This is a genomic window from Sebaldella termitidis ATCC 33386 (assembly GCF_000024405.1).
Lineage (GTDB): Bacteria > Fusobacteriota > Fusobacteriia > Fusobacteriales > Leptotrichiaceae > Sebaldella > Sebaldella termitidis.
The window spans coordinates 1,902,732-1,928,601 of record NC_013517.1 but is presented as its reverse complement, the minus strand read 5'-3'; the positions used below and the strand labels follow the sequence as shown (position 1 = coordinate 1,928,601).

The 25,870-nt window shown below is 35.1% G+C and carries 18 protein-coding genes and 1 pseudogene; 4 read left to right on the top strand and 15 right to left on the bottom strand.

The features are described 5' to 3' along the window. The 6 genes from STERM_RS08815 to STERM_RS08790 all read right to left on the bottom strand — a co-directional run bounded on the left by STERM_RS08815 (nt 1) and on the right by STERM_RS08790 (nt 6,813). Complete coding sequence (locus STERM_RS08815) at nt 1-1,179, bottom strand: phosphopentomutase (protein WP_012861243.1); 1,179 nt, start codon at nt 1,177-1,179, stop codon at nt 1-3. Nucleotides 1,180-1,282: 103 nt separating this feature from the next. After that, nucleotides 1,283-1,948: a deoxyribose-phosphate aldolase gene (deoC, locus tag STERM_RS08810; protein WP_012861242.1), complete on the bottom strand. Its 666-nt coding sequence runs from the start codon at nt 1,946-1,948 to the stop codon at nt 1,283-1,285. Nucleotides 1,949-2,041: 93 nt separating this feature from the next. Then, a complete protein-coding gene (locus STERM_RS08805) occupies nt 2,042-3,349 on the bottom strand; it encodes a thymidine phosphorylase (protein WP_012861241.1) in 1,308 nt (435 codons plus the stop codon). Between the two features lie 38 nt (nt 3,350-3,387). Next, complete coding sequence (locus STERM_RS08800) at nt 3,388-4,242, bottom strand: ABC transporter permease (RefSeq protein WP_012860613.1); 855 nt, start codon at nt 4,240-4,242, stop codon at nt 3,388-3,390. Continuing rightward, nucleotides 4,239-5,303, bottom strand: a complete 1,065-nt coding sequence (locus STERM_RS08795; RefSeq protein WP_012860612.1) for an ABC transporter permease — start codon at nt 5,301-5,303, stop codon at nt 4,239-4,241. The genes STERM_RS08800 and STERM_RS08795 overlap by 4 nt, the downstream gene beginning before the upstream one ends. Next, a complete protein-coding gene (locus STERM_RS08790) occupies nt 5,296-6,813 on the bottom strand; it encodes an ABC transporter ATP-binding protein (RefSeq protein ID WP_012861240.1) in 1,518 nt (505 codons plus the stop codon). The genes STERM_RS08795 and STERM_RS08790 overlap by 8 nt, the downstream gene beginning before the upstream one ends. 308 nt (nt 6,814-7,121) lie before the next feature. Here STERM_RS08790 and STERM_RS08785 point away from each other — a divergent pair, with 308 nt between their 5' ends. The 4 genes from STERM_RS08785 (at nt 7,122) to STERM_RS08770 (ending at nt 10,740) form a co-directional block, all read left to right on the top strand. Continuing rightward, on the top strand, nt 7,122-7,751 hold the full coding sequence (locus tag STERM_RS08785; RefSeq protein WP_012861239.1) for a Crp/Fnr family transcriptional regulator: 630 nt from the start codon (nt 7,122-7,124) through the stop codon (nt 7,749-7,751). A gap of 224 nt (nt 7,752-7,975) precedes the next feature. Next, nucleotides 7,976-8,698, top strand: coding sequence for a Crp/Fnr family transcriptional regulator (locus tag STERM_RS08780; protein WP_012861238.1), 723 nt, complete (start codon nt 7,976-7,978; stop codon nt 8,696-8,698). Continuing rightward, nucleotides 8,695-9,513, top strand: coding sequence for a purine-nucleoside phosphorylase (locus STERM_RS08775; RefSeq protein WP_012861237.1), 819 nt, complete (start codon nt 8,695-8,697; stop codon nt 9,511-9,513). Before STERM_RS08780 ends, STERM_RS08775 begins: the two co-directional genes overlap by 4 nt. Nucleotides 9,514-9,696: 183 nt before the next feature. Next, on the top strand, nt 9,697-10,740 hold the full coding sequence (locus STERM_RS08770) for a BMP family lipoprotein (RefSeq protein WP_012861236.1): 1,044 nt from the start codon (nt 9,697-9,699) through the stop codon (nt 10,738-10,740). Nucleotides 10,741-10,872: 132 nt separating this feature from the next. On the opposite strand, the gene STERM_RS08765 is transcribed toward STERM_RS08770, so the two are convergent. From STERM_RS08765 to STERM_RS08730, 9 genes and pseudogenes are all read right to left on the bottom strand, one after another. Continuing rightward, a complete protein-coding gene (locus STERM_RS08765) occupies nt 10,873-12,582 on the bottom strand; it encodes a DUF4240 domain-containing protein (protein WP_012861235.1) in 1,710 nt (569 codons plus the stop codon). A 257-nt stretch (nt 12,583-12,839) separates the two neighbouring features. Then, nucleotides 12,840-19,097 carry an autotransporter domain-containing protein gene (locus tag STERM_RS08760; protein ID WP_041309900.1) on the bottom strand — a complete coding sequence of 2,086 codons (6,258 nt, stop codon included), beginning with the start codon at nt 19,095-19,097 and terminating at the stop codon, nt 12,840-12,842. A gap of 227 nt (nt 19,098-19,324) precedes the next feature. Next, nucleotides 19,325-19,616 (bottom strand): annotated as a pseudogene (locus STERM_RS22810) (hypothetical protein); the annotation flags it as partial. 361 nt (nt 19,617-19,977) lie between these two features. Next, complete coding sequence (locus STERM_RS22695; RefSeq protein WP_012861232.1) at nt 19,978-20,103, bottom strand: hypothetical protein; 126 nt, start codon at nt 20,101-20,103, stop codon at nt 19,978-19,980. Between the two features lie 147 nt (nt 20,104-20,250). Then, nucleotides 20,251-21,090 carry a YjjW family glycine radical enzyme activase gene (locus STERM_RS08750; RefSeq protein ID WP_012861231.1) on the bottom strand — a complete coding sequence of 280 codons (840 nt, stop codon included), beginning with the start codon at nt 21,088-21,090 and terminating at the stop codon, nt 20,251-20,253. A 59-nt stretch (nt 21,091-21,149) separates the two neighbouring features. Continuing rightward, nucleotides 21,150-22,637: a YjjI family glycine radical enzyme gene (locus STERM_RS08745; protein WP_012861230.1), complete on the bottom strand. Its 1,488-nt coding sequence runs from the start codon at nt 22,635-22,637 to the stop codon at nt 21,150-21,152. 33 nt (nt 22,638-22,670) lie between these two features. Then, a complete protein-coding gene (locus STERM_RS08740) occupies nt 22,671-23,699 on the bottom strand; it encodes a BMP family lipoprotein (RefSeq protein ID WP_012861229.1) in 1,029 nt (342 codons plus the stop codon). Between the two features lie 246 nt (nt 23,700-23,945). Continuing rightward, entirely contained in the window at nt 23,946-24,749 is an 804-nt protein-coding gene (locus tag STERM_RS08735; protein ID WP_012861228.1) for an alpha/beta hydrolase, read from the bottom strand. Between the two features lie 66 nt (nt 24,750-24,815). Beyond that, on the bottom strand, nt 24,816-25,856 hold the full coding sequence (locus STERM_RS08730; protein ID WP_012861227.1) for a BMP family lipoprotein: 1,041 nt from the start codon (nt 25,854-25,856) through the stop codon (nt 24,816-24,818). Nucleotides 25,857-25,870: the final 14 nt, after the last annotated feature.

Here is a 25,870-nt window from a genome sequence, read left to right as displayed (position 1 = left end):
TTAGTCTAAAATAATATCAGCAAAGCTTCCTTCTGTCTTATTGCCAAGTAAAAGCTCTTCTATTGTAGAGGCTATATCTGTAAAGCTTTCTCTTGTTCCTATATCTGCACCTTTTTTTACATGTTTCCCGTAAACCAATACCGGTATATACTCTCTTGTATGATCCGTTCCCTTGTATGTAGGATCATTTCCGTGATCAGCTGTTATTATAAGTATTTCATCATCACGAAGATTTTTTTCTATTTCCGGCAGCCATTTATCAAACAGCTCAAGGGCATTTTTGTACCCTTCGGTATCTCTTCTGTGTCCGTAAAGCATATCGAAATCTACAAGATTCGTAAATATAAGCCCGTTAGTATCTTCCTTCAGTGCTTCTATTGTTTTCTTTATTCCGTCAAGATCGTCTTTATTTGTTTTTCTTGTATCAGTAATTCCTCTTCCTGCAAAAATATCGTAGATCTTTCCTATTCCTATTACATCCTTGCCGGCTTCGCTTAATTTATCCAGTACTGTTACCCCCGGCGGCTGTATAGAGAAATCATGTCTGTTCGATGTTCTTTTGAATTCACCTTTTTTCTTCCCTACAAACGGTCTTGCTATTACTCTTGAAACCGGTGATTTTGCATTACAGATTTCCAGTGCAATTTCACAGGCCTTGTATAATTCCTCCAAAGGTATTATTTCTTCATTTGCAGCTATCTGAAAAACAGGATCTGCCGATGAATAAACAATCCACTTTCCGGTTTTCATCTGTTCCTCACCGCAGTCTTCTATTACTACAGTTCCAGAAGCAGCTTTGTTCCAAAGTACTCCTCTTCCTGTCTTTTCTGAAAACTCTTTTATTACTTCCTCGGAAAAACCTTTCATATAATTAGGAAATGGTCTTTCCAGAATTACTCCTGACATTTCCCAGTGTCCTGTAGTAGTATCTTTTCCTATAGAAACCTCTTTTGCTTTTCCATAGGCTCCGTCCGGATTATTATTCGGAGCTACCCCGGTTATATCAGTAATATTTCCCAATCCTATTTTCTGCATATTTGGAAGATTAAGCCCTCCTGTTGCCTTTGAAAGATTCCCGAGTGTATTAGACCCCTCATCTCCGAAATCCTTCGCATCAGGCAGCTCTCCTGCTCCCACACTGTCCAGTACTATTAGTGTTACTCTGTTTATTTTGCTCATTTTTTTACCTCCTTACTTACTGATGTATGTTACGTCTGTATAAAATTCAGGTATATTGTAAAATTACTGTTTTTATTCTGATTTCCTATAGAATGCCAAAAGATTAATAATCATTTTCTCCTGCTTTTTCACCTTCGATTATTTTTACACCTGAGCTTGTCCCAAGTCTTGAAGCACCAAGTTCTACGTATTTTTCAGCAGTTTCATAATCCTTTACTCCTCCGCTGGCTTTTACCTTTGCGTTATCTTTCACTACATCTTTCATCAGCTTAACATCGTCAAAAGTTGCTCCGCCTGTTCCAAAACCAGTAGAAGTCTTTACATAATCAGCCTTTGCATTTAGTGCAAGCTCGCATGCTTTCTTCTTTTGCTCGTCAGTAAGGTAGCAAGTTTCTATTATTACCTTTAAAACATTGTCTCCGATAGCTTTTTTTATTTCTCTTATATCATTTTCCACATATTCATAGTCACCGTCTATCAGCTTTCCTATCTGAATAACCATATCTATTTCAGTAGCACCGTCTCTTACAGCCTGTTCCGCTTCGAAGACCTTTGCCTTAGTAGACATTGCCCCTAACGGAAAGCCTATAACTGCTGCTATATTTACTCCTGAATCCTTAAGCTCCTCTTTTACGTAAGGCACATAAGAACCATTCACACATACAGCATAAAAATTATATTTTTTCGCCTCATCACAGATCACTTTAATTTCAGCCTTAGTGGCTGTTGCTTTTAGTAAAGTATGGTCAATATACTCATTTATTTTCATTTTTTCCTCCTAAAATATTTTTGGTTTCATACATTTTTTGCAGGATGCATAATCCTGATTTCTTATGTCAGAAAAACATAAAATTTATATTTATTATGCTTCCAAAATCTCAAAAATAATTTTTGGTTTTTCTACCTTCTCTTTGCTGAATTTATAAGCACCCAAAATCATTTTTGCCGATTTTTCCACATCCTTACTCTCATTATAACAAATTTTAGCTATAACGTCGCCCTTTTTAACAAAATCTCCTACCTTTTTCAGTACAAGCACACCGACACTGTGATCTATCTCATCTTCCTTTGTTGCTCTCCCTGCACCTATTATCATTGCTGCTTTTCCTACTTCTTCTGCTAAAATCTGACTGACATAACCCTCCTCTTCTGATTTTACCTCAAGAGTTCCCGCATATTCAGGCAGCAGTGAATAGTCATTTACTATTTCCGGATCTCCGCCGCTTTCCTTAATAAACAGTGCAAATTTTTCAAGGGCGCTTCTGTTGTCCACTACCTCTTTTACCTTTGCTATTCCTTCTTCAAGTGTATTAACATCACCTTTCAGTTTTAATGCAAGTGCAGCTATATTATAAACCAAATCGGTAAAATCTTCCGGACCGTTTCCTTTCAGTGTTTCAATTGCCTCTATTACTTCATTTGCATTTCCTACGGCACATCCTAAAGGCTGATCCATATTGCTTATTACAGCTACAATTTTTCTGTCAAATCCTTTTCCTATTTTCAGCATTGTTTCAGCAAGCTCTCTGGCATCGGGAAGTGTTTTCATGAAAGCACCGTTACCCGTTTTTACATCCAGAATAATTGCATCAGAATGAATTGCCAGCTTTTTACTCATTATACTGCTTGCTATAAGTGGGATACTTGCTACTGTAGCCGTAACATCTCTTAATGAATATAATTTTTTATCAAGAGGTACTATTTTATCGCTGTAGCCCATAAGTCCTATCCCGGTTTTATTGGCTATTTCTATTACTTCTTCTTTGGTATTTGAGAATTTAAAGCCTTTTATAGCTTCAAATTTATCAATAGTTCCTCCGGTATGTCCGAGACCTTTTCCCGAAAGCTTTGTACTTCCCATTCCCAGTGCTGACATTATCGGCTCAAGTGCAATAGTTACCTTATCTCCTACACCGCCTGTACTGTGTTTATCCACATGAAATCTCTTCAAACCTTCAAAATCAATTACATCTCCTGAATCTCTCATCTCTTTTGTAAATTCCAAAAGTTCCGCATCAGTCATACCATTAAAATATACTGCCATTAAAAATGCCGCCATCTGATAATCAGGTATTTCCTCTTTCAGATAATTGGATAACAGAAAACTAATCTCTTCATTTGTAATTTCTTTTTTGTCTCTTTTCTTCTCTATAATGTCTACAGCTCTCAAAAATATCACCTCTTTCATAAAATTTTTTTTATCTCAAGTTATTGTTTTTCATAAGGCTGTCCCGAAGAAGCCGGTGCCTTTGCCTTCCCTACAAAGCCTACCAAGGCCAGCAGTGTCAGTACATATGGTATCATCGCCAAAAACTGCTGCGGAAAGTTCGGATAATGTATCTTTAACTGGACCTCCAGCACACTTCCAAAGGCAAATAAGAAACTCGCAAGCATTGCTCCCCAAGGCTTCCACTTTCCGAATATCATCGCTGCCATCGCCATAAATCCTCTTCCCGCCGACATGTTATTGCTGAATGAAGGCAGCATTACCGTCGTCATATATGCTCCTCCCAGTCCTGCATACAGTCCTGACATTACTACTCCTATATATCTTATCAAATATACATTTATTCCCACTGTATCTGCTGCCAGCGGATGCTCTCCCACTGCTCTCATTCTCAGTCCCAATACCGTTCCGTACATTATATAATTCGATATTATTGCCAAACCGTATATCAGTATCAGTACAAACATCAGACTTGCCTGTCTCGGTGCTGCAGGTGTCGAACCCGCTACCTTAAACAATACCTTTATCAGATAGGAGGTCAGTGCCACCGCAAGAAGGTTTATCGCAACTCCGCTTACTATCTGGTTTCCTCGTAAGTTTATACTTATAAACGCATGGACCAGAGATATTATTCCCCCTGCCAGTACTCCTGCTATTAATCCCATATAAGGATTACCTGTATAATATGATACTGTCGCTCCTGCAAATGCTCCGCATAACATCATTCCCTCTAAACCAAGGTTCGTTACTCCTGTTATTTCCGTAAAACATGCTCCTACTGCTGTTATTAATATCGGAGGGGCCAACATCAAGATTTGTCCTAATATTTCCATCATTGTTTTTTACCTCCTCTTTTTGATAACATATATCTGAATAGATTTTCTCCTGCCACAAATATTATTATTAATGCCTGGATTATATATACCACTTCTTTCGGTATCCTCATACTCTGAAGACTCTGCCCGCCTATTTCCAGCGAGGCATAAAAGATCGCCGCTATAAATACTCCTATTGGATTACTTTTCCCCAATAAGGATACTGCTACTCCCGTAAAGCCAAGCTCTCCCATTATCAGCTCCGTATAAGCATACTGTGCAGAACCTCCGAGAACTCTTTCCGCTCCTCCTATTCCTGCCAGTATTCCCGCAAGTCCCATTGCAAATATTATATTCTTCTTTATCTTTATTCCCGCATTCTCTGCAGAACCTGCATTCAGACCTACTGCCTTCATCTCATAGCCCTGTTTTGTCTTACCGAAGAAATACCATACCAGTATTACCGCTGCTATTGCCAGTATAAATCCTAAATTCAGCTTCTGTTTTGTTGACGGGGCAAGCAAAAACAATCTTGCCGGTTCCAGAACCTTCATTGTCTGGACATTCTGGGATGCCGGATCTTTCAACGGATAGTTCAGAAGATAATTCTGCAGATTGATCGCTATATAGTTTAACATTATTGTACTTATTACCTCATGAACTCCAAACTTTGCCTTCAGATAACCTGATATCGAAGCCCATAAAAAACCTGCTATTCCTGCTGCTATTATTGCTGTTACAAAGTTCCCCAGAAATGCATTCTTTACATATATCCCTACTACTGCTGCTGCTACTCCGCCCATTATCATCTGTCCCTGGGCTCCTATATTAAATAATCCCGCCTTAAAAGCTATCATTACTGATAATCCCACAAATATCATCGGTGTTGCCGTCAGCAGTGTCTTTGCCAGTCCGCTCATAAACGGTGCCTTCGGATTCGCCTGATAAAATGCCGACTTAAATAACTGCCCATATGCCTCAAATGCATTTACGCCATTCAGCTGGATTATTATTCCCCCTATTATTAAGGCTGTCAATACCGCCAGTAACGGAGTTAAAATTTCCACATACTTTTTATTCATCAATTTTACCTCCTGCCATTAATATTCCCAGTTTCTCTGTCGTTGCCTCTTCTCTTTTCAGTACTCCCACTATTTTTCCTTCATACATTACCGCTATCTTGTCACTTAAGCTCATTACCTCGGATAACTCTGCTGATACTACCAATATTGCCTTCTTGTTCTTTTTTTCACTCAGGATTGTATTATGGATCATCTCTATTGCTCCTATATCAACTCCTCTTGTCGGCTGTGACGCTATTATGAATCTGTTTTCTTTCTCCAGCTCTCTTGCTACTACCACCTTCTGCTGGTTTCCTCCTGACAGGCCTCCGAACTTTACCTTTGAATCCGGTGTTCTTATATCATATTTCTTTATATATTCATTTGTTTTCTCTGTTATTTTTCCAAAATCCAGTATTGATCCCCGGCAGTAATTATTTTCCACTCCGAGTATCATATTTTCCTCTATTGTAAAATCATCTATTGCTGCTCTCTTATGTCTGTCTTCCGGTATATGGGAAAGTCCGCTTTCTCTTCTGTCTCTCGGTGATGAATGTGTCAGATTCTGCTCTCCTATTCTAAAGCTTCCCTTCTCCACCTTTCTCAGTCCTGCAAGTGCTTCTATCAGCTCTGTCTGGCCGTTCCCTTCCACTCCTGCTATTCCCAGAACTTCTCCTTCATGGATTATCAGGTCTACTCCCTTTACCGCCTCAAGACCGTTATCTCCGTTTACTCTCATATTCAGTACTTCTACTAAGTCTTTTCCAAGCTCTACATCTGGTCTGTTTACTTCAAACAATACCTTTCTTCCTACCATCATATTGGCTATTATCTCTTTTGTTGCCTCACTTGTTTTTATACTTCCCGCGTTCTTTCCTTTTCTTATTACTGTTATATTATCTGAAACATCAAGTACTTCCTGTAATTTATGTGTTATGAATATTATTGTTTTCCCCTCTTTTACCAGATTCCTCATTATCTGATACAGTTCCTTTACCTCCTGCGGTGTCAGCACTGCACTCGGCTCGTCAAATATCAGAAGCTCCGCTCCCTTGAAAAGTATTTTCAGTATCTCTATTCTCTGCTGTATACCTACCGAAAGGTCTTCTACTTTTGAATCAGGATTTATATTAAGTCCGTATTTCTCTGCTACATCTATTACATCCTGTCTTGCCTTCTTCTTATCAAATTTTCCCATTATACTCGGCTCAAAGCCAAGAACCATATTTTCTGCCACAGTAAGAGTATCTACCAGCATAAAGTGCTGATAAACCATTCCTATTCCTGTCTTGGCTGCTACTGACGGTGAATCTATATTTATTTCCTTTCCCTTATAGAGTATCTTCCCGCTTGTAGGCTCATACAGTCCGTTCAGCATTTTCATCAGTGTGGATTTCCCTGCTCCGTTTTCACCGACTATTGCATGGATTTCTCCCTTTTTTACCTTTAAGGTAATATCTTCATTCGCTATTACCTTCCCGCCTAAAAATTCCTTACGTATATTTTCCATCTCCAGGATATATTCGCTCATTCTGCCTCCTATTAAAAATTTTTCTCTAACTTCCCTGGCTCCTTCCCCTTCCAAGGTCAAAATGATCAACAAAAATATTTTCTAAAAAATTTATTACACTGGTGTTTTACTAGATAAAATACAAGTATCCGTTATTTATCAATGTCAAAACACCTGTCCCCCATTAACTTATTCTGCTGTTAAAATGAGATCGGACAAGGCACTGAATTTTTCACATTATTATATCATATATTTCTCTCTGAATTTATGATATAATAGATTTATAAAAAAAAATAGGACACATGTCCTAAACAAAGGATAATATTGCTATGAGAGAGATTATTGAAGTAAAATACTATATTGACAAATATGGTTTGTCCAGTATACTCCCGCCTTCTATTATGTCTGATATTAACATAAAAGTTTACAAAAAAAATACACTGCTTTATGAAGCCGGCGCACCAGTGGACAATCTTTGTTTTTTAGCAGAAGGTAAAATAGAGGTAAACAGTATTCTTGAAAACGGAAATCACCATATTATAGACGAACTGTACCCGCCTGCTGTTTTCTGTGATATTGAATATGTTGCCAGAATAAAGACAATATTGCAAAATCTTGTTACCAAAGAAAATAACACCAAAATTTTGACCATTCCATTTTCAATATTGGATGCCAAGCTTTCCGGCAATGTTCATTTCTGGAAAAAAATGGCTGTTGAAAGTGCCGATAAACTTATCAAAACCAACTACTCAGTCTTAAAAAAGCTAAATAATAAGCTGGAAGATATTATAGTAGACATTCTTATTGAAAATAATTATGAATATCATTTCAAATCACTGGAAGCCCTTTCAAAAAACCTGAATGTAAGCTATCGCAACCTTACAAGGGTTTTAAAAAAATTAAGTGATAAAGGTATTATCAAAAGGGAAAAAAAGAGAATTATATATATACGCCGCTGATTTTATTTAATAACTGCATAAATTATTATTTTATATGACTATTGCAGTTTGGTCTGTTCAGCTGATATCAGACGAGCTGCCGTATTATATTTTTTCTGTCGCGTCTTTATTTTTTTACAAAAAAGGACATATGTCCTTTTTATTATATTTATAAGTGTGCTAAATTTGTCTTATATACTTAAATATAAAGGCGGTGATAAAATAATTTTACAGGGGGTAACCTAATGGAGAGTTTAGACTATATTTCTAAAAATGATTATTTAAAAAGATATTTTGAAGACATACCCCGTGAGGAGCTCCGTAAACATTGCAGACTGGTTATTTACAAGCCGCAGAATATCATTGTAAAAAAAGGTGAACACATTAATTTTATCGGTATTATTATCTCTGGAAGAGCTCTTTTGGTTAATGAATTTGCTAACGGAAATGCATATATACTAAAAGAACTAAAATTATTATCAATTATCGGCGATATTGAGATTGTTTCTTTAGCAAAGGGTTCTGCATGCACTATTGAATCCATTGATGAATGCACGCTTATTGCCGTGGACGACAAGGTATTTTTAAAATGGATGAAGCTGTACCATGGTTTTGCCCTTCATGTGGCCCGGCGTCTTGCCGAAAGGTTCCATGAATCTTCAAATGAAAACGGGAAATATATGGTATATAATTCCAATTACAGTCTTATTTCTACCATTATTAATGTGGTAGATAATATCACCGGCGGAAAAACCGCGGAAAATTTTAATATAAGACTGAAAAACACCAGAAAAGAACTTGGTGAAAGAATAGGCTTAAATGAAAGAACAATAAACAGACTGCTCCAAAAGCTAAAAAATGAGAATCTAATCTCTATAAATTCAGGAAAAATTTACATAAACAATTTTCAGCTGCAAAAGCTGAAAGAATTAAAAGAAAATCTACAGATGGACAGGAGAAAAATATGAAATTAATTGACAGAGTAAATGAATCTATCGCTTATATCAGAACCAAAACGAATGCCAATCCGAAAGTGGCTCTTATCCTCGGTTCGGGTCTTGGCGACTATGCCGATGAGCTTGAAGACAAGGTTGTAATTCCTTACGGCGATATACCCCACTTTCCCACACTTAGTGTAGAAGGACATAAAGGACAGCTTGTTTTCGGAAAAATACACGGTAAGGAAGTAGTATGCATGCAGGGAAGACTTCACTTTTATGAAGGAAAAGGAATGTATGCTACTACATATGCCATTCGTGTTTTTACTAAATTAGGAATAGAAATTCTGTTTACTACTAATGCAACAGGCGGGCTAAATAAAGATTTCAGACCCGGTGATCTTATGATAATAACTGATCATATTAATTTTATGGGTGATAATCCCCTTATAGGAGAAAATGAAGATGAATTCGGTGACAGATTCCCGGATATGACTAATCTTTATGACCGTGATTTAGTAAAAATTGCTGAAGATACAGCATCAAAACTTAATATTAACATAAAAAAAGGAGTTTTTATCGGATACAGCGGACCAAATTTTGAAACTCCCGCAGAAATAAAATTATTCAGATCATTTGGTGCCGACAATGTGGGAATGTCTACTATTCCTGAAACTATAGTTGCCAAACACGGAAAAATGAGAGTTCTCAGTATCTCTGCCATCACAAATATGGCTGCCGGAATTCTGGATCAGCCTCTGAACCATGTGGAGGTTCTGGAAATGGGCGAAAAAATGAAGCCTGCTTTCAAAAGTCTTGTAGACGGTATTATTGAAAATATTTAGTACAATATTTTAATGTAATTGCTTAACTTTTTGAACCAAAAAATTTACTTCCCGGCAGAACCTAGTTAATATATTATCCGGCTTATAGCCAGCCGGATGCAGATACCATTTTATACGATAGTTTAACCAGATACCGCTATATCTCGAATTATCTATATCAAATGGAAACTTTAGGAGGAAAATATGAAAAAGATTTTATTATTTTTAACATTGTCACTTTTATTTCTGATATCTTGCGGAAAGACAGACACTGCCAAAGATGAAACAGGAGGAGAAACAAAGACTGAAGCATCTGCTGAAAAAAGCAATGTTAAAGTAGCAATTGTTTATTCCGTGGGAGGACTGGGAGACCATTCATTTAACGATGCTGCACAAAGAGGTCTTGAAAAAGCTAAAAATGAGCTTGGAATAGAATATGTAGGTTATGAACCTAAAGACCCTACTTCTGAGGCTGAAGGACAGCTTAGAACTTATGCTGAAAGCGGAGAATATGACCTTATTATAGCTACAGGATTTATGATGAAGGATGCACTTGTTACTGTAGCCGGAGAATTTCCTGAACAAAAATTTGCAATTACAGATGAAAGAGTACCTGAATTATCAAATGTTGCTTCTCTTACATTCAAAGAACACGAAGGATCATTCCTTGCAGGAGCCCTTGCAGCTATGATGACCAAGACGGATACTGTAGGATTTATCGGCGGTGCCGAAGCTCCGTTAATACAGAAATTCGAAGCAGGATATCAGCAGGGTGCCAAATATGTAAAGCCTGATATAAAGGTTTTGGCTGTTTATATCGGAGGAACAAATGCATTCCATGATCCTGCATCGGCAAAATCAAGAACTGAAGCAATAGTCGGTCAGGAAGCAGATATAGTTTACCATGCATCTGGTTCAAGCGGACAGGGTATGTTTCAGGCAGCAAAAGATAAGGGTGTCTTTGCAATAGGTGTGGATTCTAATCAGGATGATCTGTTTCCCGGAACTATACTTACTTCTATGCTAAAGAAAGTTGATGTTGCTGTATACGATCTTGTTAAAAACGTCAAAGAAGATAAATTTGAAGGAAAAGTATATGAATTCGGAGTAAAAGAAGGCGGAGTAGGTCTTACAGACTTTGAATTCACAAAGGATAAAATCGGTGAAGAAAATATAAAGAAACTTGAAGAAATAAAAGAAAAAATAGCAAGCGGGGAAATTGTGGTAAGCCCCACTGTTTCAAAGTAATTTACCTCATTCTGCATAAAATAAATAAAAACCTCCGGATTTTCAGATATTTGAATTTCCGGAGGTTTTTATATTTTTTATTGAGCTTAAATATATAATAAGCTCATTTTTTCTCAGATTTTTTTAGATTATTCATTTTTCAGCCATTTCATATTCATAAATTCTCAAAAAGATTTTCCTGTCGTCATAAATATTCTCGACAGCTGTATATTTATCTTCATAGACAATTGATTCATGCGGCTGACTGCTGCCTGCTACTTCGCATATACTCCCTGTTTTTATATTCAGAATAAACGAATGAATATAGCCTCCGTTTCCAGTGGATAAATAGAAAGACAGAAAAATATTATTGCCTGCCGCAGTAAAATCATCCAGATACATTTGATTTTTAAGAATTATATCAGAGCTTCCATTTTCCACTCTGACCAAATCATGTATCTTTTCCCCCTTTATATGTGAATAATAGACTACTCCGTTATCTAATGCATAATCTGATACGTTTTCTGCTATTTTTTCTTCCCTGTTATTTTTCATATCTCTGCAAATCAAAGTTTTCGGACTGTAATAATAAGTATAATCATCAGCATGATCCCCCAGTTCCAAATAATACATTTTATCCTGATAAAATCTTATTTTTGATATATTCTCCCTTAATAAAGATATTTGATTTTCTGTTATATCATAAACATAAGATTTTTCTTTATAAAATTTAAATATATGATGTGTTCTGGGATTTGCATATATTATTAAAGAGAAATACAGTTTCCCGTTATGTATTACTCCTGACTTATTTTTTCCTTTTCCTATCATAGTGATTACAGCAGCCGTTTTATTATTATCAAAGTCATTGTCAATAATATCTGTAGAAGAAAATTCATTAGATTCAAAATTATAAACGGATATTTTAGGACTCTCCTCAAAATTCCCGCTGTAAAAATATATATTTTTGTCATCTCCTGCCAGATATTCCCCACTGCCTGTATTTTTTATATCTTTATTCTCCCCGGTTTTATAATTATGCCAGTAACATTTTTTTATAATAAAACCATCCTTAGCTTTATTTAACCCTGTCGTATACATAATAATGCTGTCATTATACGGCGGCATTGGAACAGCTACAGGGACACTTCTTTTAGTCCGTTCTAATTCATAAATAGTTTTCTTTAACTCTGTAAAAGTCCATTGCTTTTTTAATTCATTTAGAAACTCTTCCTCTTCATTCTTTATTTTGGAGAAATTATTTTTTTCCATTTCTTCATATTTTAAAGATTCTTCCAGAAGCTCTTTGTCAAAGTCAAAAAATTTCATAGTTTTTGGAAGAATTTTATCAATATCCCTTACTAAATCATAGTAATTCCTATTATCTTCCGGAATTTTGTCACTATAAATTTTATTTATAAGTTTATATTCCTGTTCCGGTATTTCTCCTTCTGCATCATATTCTTCTTCATTTCTGCCGACATACATAAGCAGTTCAAACTCAGGAGCATAATAATGACCTTCAAATTCTGATAAAGTTTCGGGATTTATCAATGTAATAAATTTATCAGGATTCTTCAAAGTTTCAAAATAGATGTTCTCTCCTCTGGATACAAGCCATACTGCAAAATACAGCAGTGAGTCGTCTGTTACGCTTCCTTCTATTACCTTCATTAAAAGTGCAAGCTTTGGATTTTCCTCGGCTTTTCCTGAATAATAGCCCACATAATAATTAAACTGATATCCCTCATCAACATCCAGCTTGGACAGCTTATTCTCCAGTATTTCCAGATATTTGTCATTATCCATTCCCGCAAGCCTGCAGCTTTCATTTATCAAATTCCAGAATTCTCTGTTTGTCATATTTCCTCCTTATAGTTACAAATAAAAAAGTAAATACTGAAAATATTATTATATAACTTTTTCAGACTTTTCTAAATTATACCACACTTTATAATGTAATTTTTTTCAACCGCACATTAACTAATAAAATTTCTTTACAGAAAATAAAAAAATTTTCTGTGATGTAAAATAATACAAAAATAAGCTTTCAAATTTTGATCAACAATAAAAAAGCTGTATCAAAAATATTCAATCTTTAATACAGCTTAATTATTTTATCAAAATGATATTTTTAAGTTCAGACCCAACTGGTAATCTTCCTCTTTACTGCCTGCTGTTTTATATTTTCCTGTCATAAATATACCGTATCTGTCCTGAAATTCTATTCCGACCCCTCCGTTTGTAATAAACTTTCCTTTATCCTCTCCGGATTCGCCAAAATCAAATTTTTCACTGGATATAGTGTCAAAACCAGCTCTCTCTGTACTGTTTGTATCTCCAAACTCGTATTCATAACCAACTCCGATATTCATTTTGATTTTCCAGTTTTTATGGCCTCCGAAATACTTCGCTGTTTCAAATTCTAATCCGGCGTTTGGTTTTATACTGTAGTAATCATTTTGCTCTACGTTTAATCTCTCAGAATCTCCGCTTTCTTTTATATCTGAATGATATCCATATTCCATTTTCAGTCCTGCATATGGTATTATTTTAGTATTTTTCCCTATTTCAATATCCTTAGCAATCTCATTCAAAAGTGTTACTCCGTATGTATTATAATCTCCGCTCATCTCGGAAACAACTCCGCTGTTCCAGTCTATTTCCCTGTCTGTATTGTTAAATCCTGCTCTTCCCAAAAGATTCGTTTTAAAAGTCCAGCTGTCAGCTTTATATTTATTATGTAATCCTGCCTGAATTGTATCTGCTTCTTCTTTATTATTTGTATCCTGAAATTGATAATTTGTTTTCAGATAACCCAGCGAATAACCAAATGTATGTCTGTATGTACGTTCTACTTCCCGCAGTGCCAATATTCCCACACTGCTGTAATCATAAGGCAGTATTCCGTTCCTGTTTTCTTTTGTTTTTCCTTTTCCTGCAATTACATTTATTTTTACATTTTCTTTTGTATTATTTTCCGAATTTTGAAGTACTTCTAGAGAATCATTAAATGTATCAGATACATCCTCCATCCTTCTTGTGATATTGGAATACATTTCCCCGCTCAGGTCTTTCATAGCTTTTTCAAGAGTCTGAGTATCCGTTATCAAGTCAAGTTTATCATATAATTTGAGTGCATCATCTGTCTGTCCGCTTAATGTTCCGTCAAGCACATAATTTTTATCAAGTATTTCCGCCATTTTATCATAATACATTCCGTTAGTAAAATACTGATAAGGAATTTTCTCCATCCAGATATCTACATTTCCATTTTCATTCATTGAAGGTGTCGCTCTAAACGTAACTGAATTACTGTCCGCAGTTATCGATTCTGCTGATGCCAGATCTTTAGCCATAAATACATTCTCAAATTTATATACCAATGCATTTGTCCCTTGTGTGAATAACGGGTCTATCATGGCAGGTCCTGAAAAATCAAAGCTGTCTGCCTGAAACCGAACTGCATCTGACACAAGAAATTTTGCTTTCAGATCTTCTGTTGTATACTGATCTGTTGTTATTTCACTCATTTCCGGTTTTCTTATACTTTCGGGATCAACCTGAATTGTAAGATTTATTCCGTTTAATTCAAATTTACCGTCTACCTTGATTACTCCCGCATTTACTATAGAAGGCGGAATTACAGAATTTCCATTTTGTACCTCTGCATTATTTGAACCCGGCCCTAAATTTATTGTTCCTTTATTTAATAATACAGAGCCGTTAGAAAGCATAATTCCTGTACTGTCATTCCCGTATAAATTTATTATTCCGTTATTCTGTATTTTTGTTCCTTCATTTCCGCTGATTCCTATTGAATTATTTCCATTCATAGTTATTATGCTGTTATTTACTATATTTGACTGTGAAGTTCCCATTATACCCTGAGAATAATCACCATTCATTACTATTTCACCGTTATTTTCTATTACAGCTTTACTTCCCCATAAACCAACTGCGTATTCTCCGTCAGAAGTAATATTCCCGCTGTTTGTAAGTTTATTATTTTCTGTATATATTCCTGTTCCTTTGTAGCCCGTTTTTATATTTCCGCTATTATTGACTTCTGCATCTTCTCCGTATATTCCTATTGCATATCTGTTTTTAGAAGAATCATTTTCATCTATTATTTCCGAATCCCCTAATGTTATATTTCCGGAATTTGCAATACTTCCTTTATCACTGTAAATCCCTATATTTCCTTTTGCCAATCCTGTAATATCTGCATTATTTATTAAGCCTTCACTGTTAGTCAGATAATATCCCATACTTTCCGGGCCGGTCATTATTATTGAAGAAGCATTATTTACTATCTCTTCAGTACCATTGCCGTATACATATATACTTCCAGTTCCTATTGATGCATTTTGATCGTTTATAAGTCCTGATCCTGATTTTAATACATATGCTACAGTTTTATCTCCGGTATTTACTTCTGTTCCTGTATTCGTTATTTTTGTATTATTTTCTGCGTATATTGCAAAACCTTTACTTATTATGGTTCCATCTGTAAGATTTATTTCCCCGCCTGCAGAATAAATTCCTACTCCGTCTGCTTCTGAAGTTATACTGCCTGAATGTCTTATTATTCCATTATTATTATATATTCCCGCTGAACTCATTCCCGCGATTATATCACCAGTATTATTCACAATATGGCCGTTATTATATATCCCGGTGCTGGCTATTGATGAATTCTCAGAATTCTCTGTTTTTATCACTTTATTATTATTAAATGTCTGCTGTCCGCCTTCCTCCAAATAAACACCTATTGTATTTTTCCCTGTTAATTCTATATTTCCTGTATTATTGATAACTGATATTCCGCTGTTTTCAGAATATAATGCTGTTATGTTTTCCCCGGCAGCATTTATATTTCCTGAATTTTCCGTAAGAGCTGTATTTTTAGCCGACATTCCTATAGAATTACTTCCTGTTTTTATTGTTCCTTTATTTCTGAGATAATCACTTGCTTCACTGCTCATTCCCAATGATTTACTGCCTGTTGTTATATTGCCGGTATTTAACAGCCTTGCTCCGTTTATTCCATAAAGACCGGCAGAATCATCTCCGAATAACATTTCACCTTTATTTATTCCTTCATAGTCAGTGATTCCTCCATATAAGCCGTCTGCATAAATTCCAGCTGTATTACCTCCGGGTGCTGTCAGTGATGAAGAAGTCCCCAGTTCAATTACAGAATTCACTCCATAAAATACCGTACTATTACCGCTTAATACTGCTGTTCCGTTATAAGTTCCTTTGTTGCTGTTTATATACATAAGGGTGTAATCTGCATTATTATTTCCATTAATCAAAAAGTTCTGATTAAATGTCCCTTCAGTATTTACGTAAAATATTGTATTCTTTTTGCCTGTTATATTCACTGTATTTGTCCCGCTTGTGTTAAGATTGCTGTCTGAATCAAGATATATTCCTACTGAATTATCTTTATTCATATTTAATGTCAGATCAGAAAGAGTAAGATCACTGTTCTTAGCATACAAGCCTGTTCCGGATTCTCCGGCATTTATTATTCCGCCGCCGTTTACAGTTGCATTTACTGCATATACTCCGGTACTTTCCTTAGAAAGAGACATATCCACTGTACCGCCTGATAAATTCAAAATCCCGGTATTTCTCAATGCTCCTGTTTTATTGTTATTTACATAAATACCAACTGCTTTTTCAGAACTGACTGCACTTATTACCCCGGTATTTGTTACATCTACCAATCCGCTGCCAAAATCTTCATCTGGCTTGTCAGGAGCCTGATAGGAAACCGCATATATACCCACACCATTATCAGATATTTTTAGATTTCCATAATTTTTAACAACTGAACTATTTTCTCCGAATAAACCGGCAGAATTTTTCCCTGTCGTATTTATTTCTGAATAATTGTTAATAAGTCCGTTATTTGTATATATCCCTAGTGAATTATCACCCGAAAGCTCTATATTGCCGTAGTTGTTCATTACCACATAAGTACTTCCCCCCGATGTCCCTCTGTATATATCCTTGCCGCTTAATGCTGTCTGACTGTCCTGTGTTCCTTTTATAGTTACCCCTGCATCGACTGTAATTCCTGTCGCAGCTTTATCTGTATTGCTATAAAAATCATTTGGATCATCAAGATTAATCACTCCTAAAGTATCTAACACCAGAGTTCCTTTATTTAAAAGTGAATTTCCGCTGTTTCCTATTACACTTCCAAATAATCCGGAACCTGTATTCATAGCTTCCAATTCACTTAACTTAAGCGTTCCGTAGTTATTTATCAGAAATAATCTGGAATTATCAGATACATTTATATTTAAATTATTTAACCCTGTAAAATTATCATTTAAATAATCATAGAGTGAATTCTGCTGCATATTTACCGAACCACCGTCATATACAAACCCTATGCTTCCATTCTCCAGATTAACTGTCTGTCCTGAACCGGAAAACTCAACCTTTATTCCCGGATTTCCCAGTGCATATGCGAAAACAGAGTTATTTCTGACATTATATATATTATTTCCGCTTAATGTTATTTTCCCTCCGTCGGCCATAATAAGAGTTCCGTTATCTCCTGCTTCAAATACAGAATCGCCTGTTATGCTTATACTTCCATTTTTATTATAAAGTACTGATCCGTTTTTTCCGAGAGCTTTAAAAGTGCCCCCGGCCTGAAAATCTATATTTGATTCATTATTATATAAAACTGCCGAATTATCTCCGTGAGTAACTATTGAGAGTGTTTTAACATTTCCGTCTATTATATTATCAAGCTTCGAGCCTACTGAATAAACTACTCCCCCTGAAGTCAGAGCAGCTGCGTTATTATATATACCATGTGAATATTCCCCGTATGTTTCGATATTTCCGTTAAGATGAGCTATTGCACCCAGATTATACAAGGCCAGTGTATTATCTACCGCTTTTTCTGCTGTTCCGATATTTATATCAGGTTTTATATAAATAATTGGTATATATGCATAGCTGACATTTTTTACCCCTCCTTTGTTAAAAAATACTATATTATTTGTTCCTGCTTCTACATTAACAGATGTAACTGCAGAATTATCAATATAAGTTTCCCTTAACAGCGGAGAAGTAAATGCTCCGCTCGACATATTATATGAATTACTGGAACCATCGTTTACAAACATGATACTATTTTTAGCATAATCTCCGAATTTTATGTCATAATTTACGATATTTGTTATAGTTCCTGTGGTATTGTTATTTCTGGGAGTGATATACATACCAACAGAATTTTCTACATAATTCGAATCATTTCCGCTTATATTACCAGAATAATTGTTTTTTCCCGTTCCTATATTAACTTTGAACACAGAATCTTCAGCCTTCATATTAGCTGCTGAATAATAAACTCCCACACTGTTATCCCCGTATATATTTATAGGATCTTCCAATAAAATTTTTGTATTTGTCTGATCAGTACCGGGAGTATATCCGCTTAAACTGGAATTTGCCATCTTTACGCCGAAACTGTTTGAACCATACATATTAATAGTATTTCTGTTATATACAATCTGATATTTTAATAAGTTTACACCTCCAAAATTAAAAGCTGCGGATTGCGGCGCTCTGAATTCCATTATCCCGTCATTTCCTAAAATATATCTTTCTCCTTTAGTTCCGGGAGTAGTATTTCCTTCAAATGCCAGACCAATATGCTGTTTACTGTTTGAATCAATATACTCGCCTATAATTGTTCCGTCATTTACAAGCAGATAATCATTACGGGATCCGCTCTGATTGTTCTTGTTCATCATAATCCCAGCCACTCCGTAATTCCCGGTTATATTAATAGTTCCGCTGTTTCTTAATATGGAAAACGGAATACCTGCCTGAGAATCAGGATATGCTTTTCCTTTTCCAAATGCATAATCACTGTCGGTATTAAGTGCTGAACGATTTGGAGTTAATGTATACTGAAGCATTAAAGTCCCATATTGATAATTATTGGCAGTATTTGAAGATATTAGATTTATAGTCGTATTCTCACCTATTCTTATATTCGGGGCTGATGTAGAGACAATCATCGGAACTGATGTAACCTTAGCGGAATAAGAGTCTGATGTTGGAATAACTGCCGGCTGATTTAATGATGCATCAGCTATTGCAGCAGGATCTATGCTTCCCGCAGCACTATTAAAATTGAAAGTAGTATTACTGTTTGAACCTGCAATTTTTACATCATAAGAAAAATTTCCGCTTTCCAGATTGTAGTTTGAAAATAAGCCTGTATTCCAGGTCTGTACTGCACCAAGAGTAGGATTATAAAAAGTTTTATCGTACATGCTGGAACTCGAAAACATTGAAGTTGCTGATATTGTAAATACCGGCGGAGTAATTGTCACTGCCGGCAGTTACGGAATAACAAATTCCGGTACTTCCACATTATTGCTGTAACTCATATTAGACACAGATGTATTATTTTTATTTATACTGACTTCCGGGGCTCCTGCCGATACATTTTCTATGTTTATATCAGGATCCTTCATCAAAATAGCAGGCATACTTATACTGACATCTATAGTTCCGGAAGAAGAAGGAAATGGCATTACAGAATTTTTTTTCGTTCCTTTTCTATCTTTTTCGCTGTAAAAACCTGAAAAAAATATCTGCCATTCCAGATATTCCGGTTTTACAATATAGTCACTCTGTAAATACAGATCTTTTAATTCTTTGTTTCTTTGATTCAGGATTTTTTCCAACAATTTATAATTATTTCTATTTGATATATTTTTTTCTATTTTTTTCGTCATTTTATCATACATATTTTCATATTTTTCAAATTCATTGTTACTGCTGGATGCTACAGTTCCTACCAATGAATTTAAAGCTAAAAACATTAATAATTTTTTATTTTTCAACATTTTATTTACTCCTTTATTTTTGCTTATACAAATATTTTTTATAATTTACCTATAATTCATTTTATTCCAATTTTATTTCAATAGCAACATTTTTAATTTTTAACTAATTTCATTAATTAATGTTTAGATGGCAATTTTATTTCAGCTGTGTATAAATTTAAATTAGTTTCTGTATTTATATTTTATGATTTTGTCTGAAATTAATTTATATTTTCCATCAATCTAAATAATTAATTTTTTAATTATTTATTTAATCAAAAAAATATAATAATTCTAAAAAAAATTAAAGAGCCTCAAGAATAAAGGCTCCAAACTCACTTAAAACAAACTTTTTATAATACTAAATAAATTAATAACTTTTCTACTTTGAGTAGCCTGAATCTCTCTCATTATGAATAAATTCCGGATCTTTATAATGATCTGTAGGTTCCATTGCAGTACAGCCGATTAAAGCTGACAAAATTACTGATACAAAGAGAATTTTCATATTTACCGCCTCCAAATCATCTTTATTGTTTATACAAGTATTCTATACCTAAATCAACTAATTGTCAAATAAAAATTTATACTAAAGAATTTCTCTTAATCAGTGTACTTTCATTATATTACAGTCTATCTGACATTACCTGAGAGGTCATAATAAAATTATTTCATTTTTCATTATTTTCTCTGCTTCTGACTTTAACTTTTCCAGATCCTTGATATTTGGAAGCGGATGAAATTTTTCCTTAAATTCTTCTTTTACCCCAAAATGTCTGTAAGCAATTATCTTATATCTCACATCAGGATAATCCTTTAATATTTCTGCAGTTTTCATTATTGTTTCTTTGGCATTTATCATTGAATTAACCACTGTTCTTACTTCATACATTTTATTTTTTTCTAGTAAAAATCTTAAATTTTTCAGAACAATTTCATTATCTGCACCTGTCAGCTCTTTATGCTCGGTAGAATCCCATGCTTTTATATCCAGCATAAATTTATCTGTTACTTCTACAAACTCTTTATATTCCTCAAGACTAAGATCTATGCCTCCGTTAGTATCAACAAAAACACTCAGATTCATCTTTTTTACTTCTTTAAAAAATTCAGTTATAAAATGTGCATTCAGCGTGGCCTCTCCGCCGCTTACAGTAACACCCTGAATAAATATTTTTACTTTTTCCGTTTCTTTTAATAAGTCTGCCACAGTATATTTTTCAGTTTTCGGACTGGAAAAAAATCTGCATGTTTTTATGCATTCATCACAGTCTACACAGATCTTCTTATCCCATTTAACAATACCGTCCTCCCTTGTCAAAGCCCCGACAGGACATACCTTCACACATTCACCGCAGTTATTGCAGAGATGTATTGTTTCAGGATTATGACAGTATATACATCTAAAATTACATCCTTGAAAAAATACTGCCATTCTGTTACCCGGACCGTCTACATTTGAAAATTTTATTATATTATTCACCACAGCATACATATTGCTTCTCCTTAAAAAATAAGACCTGGAAATCTATTTTCCAAGTCTTATTATATATTTTAATGTCTTAATTTTCTGTCAAAAGCCTTTGCATTATCTCTTGCACCCATACCCAAAACTGTAGTATCAGCAAGAACAGCTTCTCCTTTTTCCAGCTTTGCTATTTCTGATTTTTTCACCAAATAGCCTGTAACTCTTACTACATCACTGTCACTACTGTATACAGATATGAATCTCAAATCTGTGGAATTAAAAGCTCCTCTTATTATATCCAGTATTGCCTGTGGATTTTTCTTATATGTGTCATCAAATGTAAAGATATCACCTATTCCGCTTGGAAAATATTTATGGAAAGGTGCACTCTGTGTAAGATGATCCCATATTTCAGGCTCTTCGCCGACAGGAATTCTGCATCCCGGTGAATCAGACGTATCTGTATCTATTCCTACCTGTGCATGAAGCAGATGGTTTCCGTCAGTGAAAGGACAGTATTTATTTTTATGCCCTTTTACTTTTTCATCTAACTTCTGTACAATCTGCATACCCAGCTGATTTGCCTTATCTGAATATCCGAATCTTTCTTCCTGGTTTTCAGCTTTCAGAAGATTATTTACACATTCAGCAAGACCTACTACACCAAATAAACCTGTAAATTTATCTCTTTCTATCAAACCTTCCTTAGCAAGAAAATTTGATTCAAAGAACGGAGTTTCCTCTACGATAAATCTTACTCTTTCATCTATATAGCCCAGCATTGCATCCGCAAGATCTGGAAGCACTTCATCCATAAACTGCTCTACACTGTCAGCTTTTTTAGATAATTCCCCAAGCTTGACCCTTACCAGCGTATAAGCTCCTCCGCCTACTTTCAGTCCGTTATAGCAGCTTACTATTCCATAATCTCCCTTAAAGTTCTCACTGTATACTTTATGGTTTGCAAAGCTTGGCTTTGCTGTAACCAGTGCTGCTTCCACAGCTGCAAGAGCAAGCTTGTCACTTGTTTCTTCACTGTATTTCAGTGTAAGATTCGGTGTAGGAAGCTGTAACTCTTCCATTACTCTTAGTATAATAAATGCTGCCTTTGTTTCCTTAGGCCCTATATTTGAATGACAGAATGAATCTGTTATTGTAGTATCAATGTGCTTTAAAAATAATTTTATTGCTCTGTACGCTTCTTCCTCGTCTTTTATATACGGCTCCAGCATATAATCCAGATTACCGAGATATACCGGCATTGTCGTAATTGATGGAACATGTTTATAAAGCATTAATAAATTATGTGTTGCTTCCCAAATATCTTTTGCCGGCTCTATTCCCAGAAATTTGGAACCGTTTTTCATAAACTTCTCATAATCAGGCACTATATATCTAGGCCTGAAAGGTGCATTCCCTTCAAATAAGTCGCATATTATTCCTTCATCTCTGTATTTTTGTGCTTTTTCACTGATATTCAAAACGTTTAGACTGTTTTCGCCCTCTTTTGCAAGATTCATTACTATCTGCTCATATGTTAATGTTTTGTTTTTAATAATGTCTAATGCACCCATATTCTCACCTTCTCAAAACTTAATTTAGTTACTTTATCTGGTAGGAGAAACTACTATCTCACCAGCTACTATTTTTCCTTTTATTTCATCTAATTTATCCAGATTTTCCTGACCTATGATTTCTTTTGTAAATTCACAGTCTGTAATTCCCAGACCATCTTCTTTCAGCCCGTACTGATATACTTTTCCTTCAAACTTACCGTCTGCTACTTCTTTTACTGAATTAAATACTGCTGTATCCACTTTTTTGATCATTGATGTAAGTATAGTTCCTTTTACCAGTGCATCCTGATTAGAATCCACGCCTATTGCATAAATCCCTTTATCTTTAGCAGCCTGAAATACTCCGCTTCCGCTTGCTCCCGATGCATGATATATTACATCTGCTCCCTGATCTATAAGAGCTCCAGCTTTCACCTTTGCTGATGCAGGGTCATTAAATGCATTTGTTCCGCCTATGTATACAGGTAAAAATTTAATATCAGGCTTTACATATTTTGCTCCCTGTTCAAACCCGATTTCAAATTTCTGAATAACCGGAGCCTCTGCTCCTCCTACATAACCTACTACATTTGACTTAGTCATCATTGCTGCCAAAGCACCTGCTAAAAAAGATCCTTCGTGTTCTTTGAATGTAAGTGATGCAACATTAGGCATTCCCTCTATTGTTTCATCTATAATAACAAATTTTTGTTCCGGAAATTCTGTTGCCACATTCACTAAAGCATCTTTCATAGTAAATCCTGTAGCCACTATTAAAGCATAATCTCCTGATTCTGCATATTCTCTGAGTTTATTTTCTGCTTCTGTATTAGGATCTTTTGGTTCATATTCGTCATATGTTATACCAAGCTCGGCTTTTGCTTTTTCCAAACCTCTTTTTGTAGCATCATTATACGAGTTATCCCCTAATCCTCCCGTAGAATAAACTACTCCTACTTTCAAACTTTCATCCTTGGCAGTATTTTCTGCAGCTGCAGCGCCTGCTCCATCAGTACTTTTTGATCCGCATGATATTAAAAATAACATCATCATTGTTAAAATGAATAGTGCCTTTTTCATTAATCCTCCTAAAATATCTTTTCTACAACTAAATTATAACCCTCTTTCCCACTTTTTCCAATTAATTTTCAAGGACATCTGCATTATTTTAAAATTAATTATTTTAACGCAGCATTTTTTTATTTTAGTTTAGAAAAGCTATCACCCATTATTTAAAAGGATTATTTTATAAATATCAGTTTTTACAATTGTATATAACAACGTTTTTAAACATAAGTTTATAAAATAAAAATTATAAAAATATTCTTATTTTAAATAATTTGAGAAGAATAAAAGCTGAAATTTTATTTCTTCTCTCCAATAATCCCAGTCATGCCTTCCCGGTCTTTCAATATACGTGTGTTTTATTCCTGCTTCAAGCATTTTTTCATGAAGCTCCCTGTTTATATCAATGAAAAAATCCTCATCACCGCAGCTTATTACTATATTAAATTTTTTATTTCCAAACTTATTAAGATTATTTTTCACTGCTGCACTTTCCCATAAATCTTTATTTTCTTCATAATTTCCAAAAACTTTTCTCAGATTCCATTTATTCTCAAAACCGGATATTTCCACTGCTCCACTCATGCTGCCCACATTTCCGAAAGTCTCCGGGTAATTAAACACAGCATTAAAGGCTCCGAAGCCGCCCATACTATATCCTGTTACTGCCCTTGCACTCCGTTTTTTTATTGTTCTGTATTTCTTATCTATATATTCAGGAACTTCCCTGCCTACATATGTCCCAAATCTGAATTCCGAATTTATTCTGCTGTCAAAGTACCATTTATTCAGATTTCCGTCGGGCATTACTATGATAAAATCGTATTCATCACTAAGCCTGCCAATTTCAGTATGATAACTCATACTGTCATAATCATTCAGCCAGCCGTGAAGAACGTAAACAACGGAATACTTCTTACTTGTTTTCCCATAAGTTTTCGGTGTAATTACCGTTGCATTAAAAGACTTATTCATAACAGTACTTGGTATTCTTTCTACCTGAATATTAAAAGGCATCAGCATAAACGAAAGTAAAAGCATTAACATTCCTACTGCGAGCTTCATATATGTTCCTCCGTTTTTCATTTTTATAAAAAAAGTACCCTGTAAAAACAGAGTACTTTTCTATTATTATCTTGTTGATTTTATCTCTATTTCGCCATCAGCTATTTTCTTTTGAATCTCTTCCAGTTTCTTGATGTTTTCTTCACCAATTTTTTCTCTCGTAAATTTGAAATCTGTTAATCCGACACCGCCTTCTTTCATACCGTATTCATAGATTTTTCCTTCAAATTTATCATCTTTAGTTTCATTTATTATGTTAAAAACTGCTGTATCCACTCTTTTTAACATAGAAGTAAGAATTATACCTTCTGCAAGTCCGTCCTGATTAGAGTCAACACCTATAGCATAAACTCCTTTTTCTTTAGCAGCCTGGAATACTCCTTTTCCGCTTGCTCCCGCAGCATGATAAATTACATCTGCTCCCTGAGAAATTATAGCTTCTGTTCTTGCTTTAGCAGAAGTAGGGTCATTAAATGCATTTGTTCCGCCTACATAAACTACAATTACTTTTATATCAGGCTTTACATACTTAGCACCTTGTACATAACCAACTTCGAATTTCTGGATAAGAGGTGATTCTGCTCCACCTACATAACCGATTACATCTGATTTAGACATCATAGCTGCCAAAGCACCCGCAAGGAATGATCCTTCGTGTTCTTTGAAACTAAGTGATGCTACATTTGGCTGTCCTTCTATTCTCTCGTCAATTATTGCAAATTTTTGATCAGGGAATTCTTTAGCTACAATTAATAATGCGTCTTTCATACTGAAACCTGTTGCTATGATCAGGCTGTACTGACCGCTTTCAGCATAAGTTCTTAGCTGGTTTTCAGCTTCGGCACTAGGATCTTTCGGCTCATATTCGTCATATGTTATACCAAGCTTTGCCTTAGCTTCTTCCAGTCCTCTTTTAGCCGCATCATTAAATGAATCGTCCCCGAGTCCTCCTGTAGAATATACAATTGCTACCTTCATATCGCTTGCCGGTGCAGCTGTTTCTGTTTTAGTTTCTGCGGTACCGTCTGCCGGCGCCTCTTCTGTCTTCTTTCCGCAAGATACCAGAAATAATAACGACAGTGTTAAAACTAATAAGATTTTTTTCATTACTTTCCTCCTAA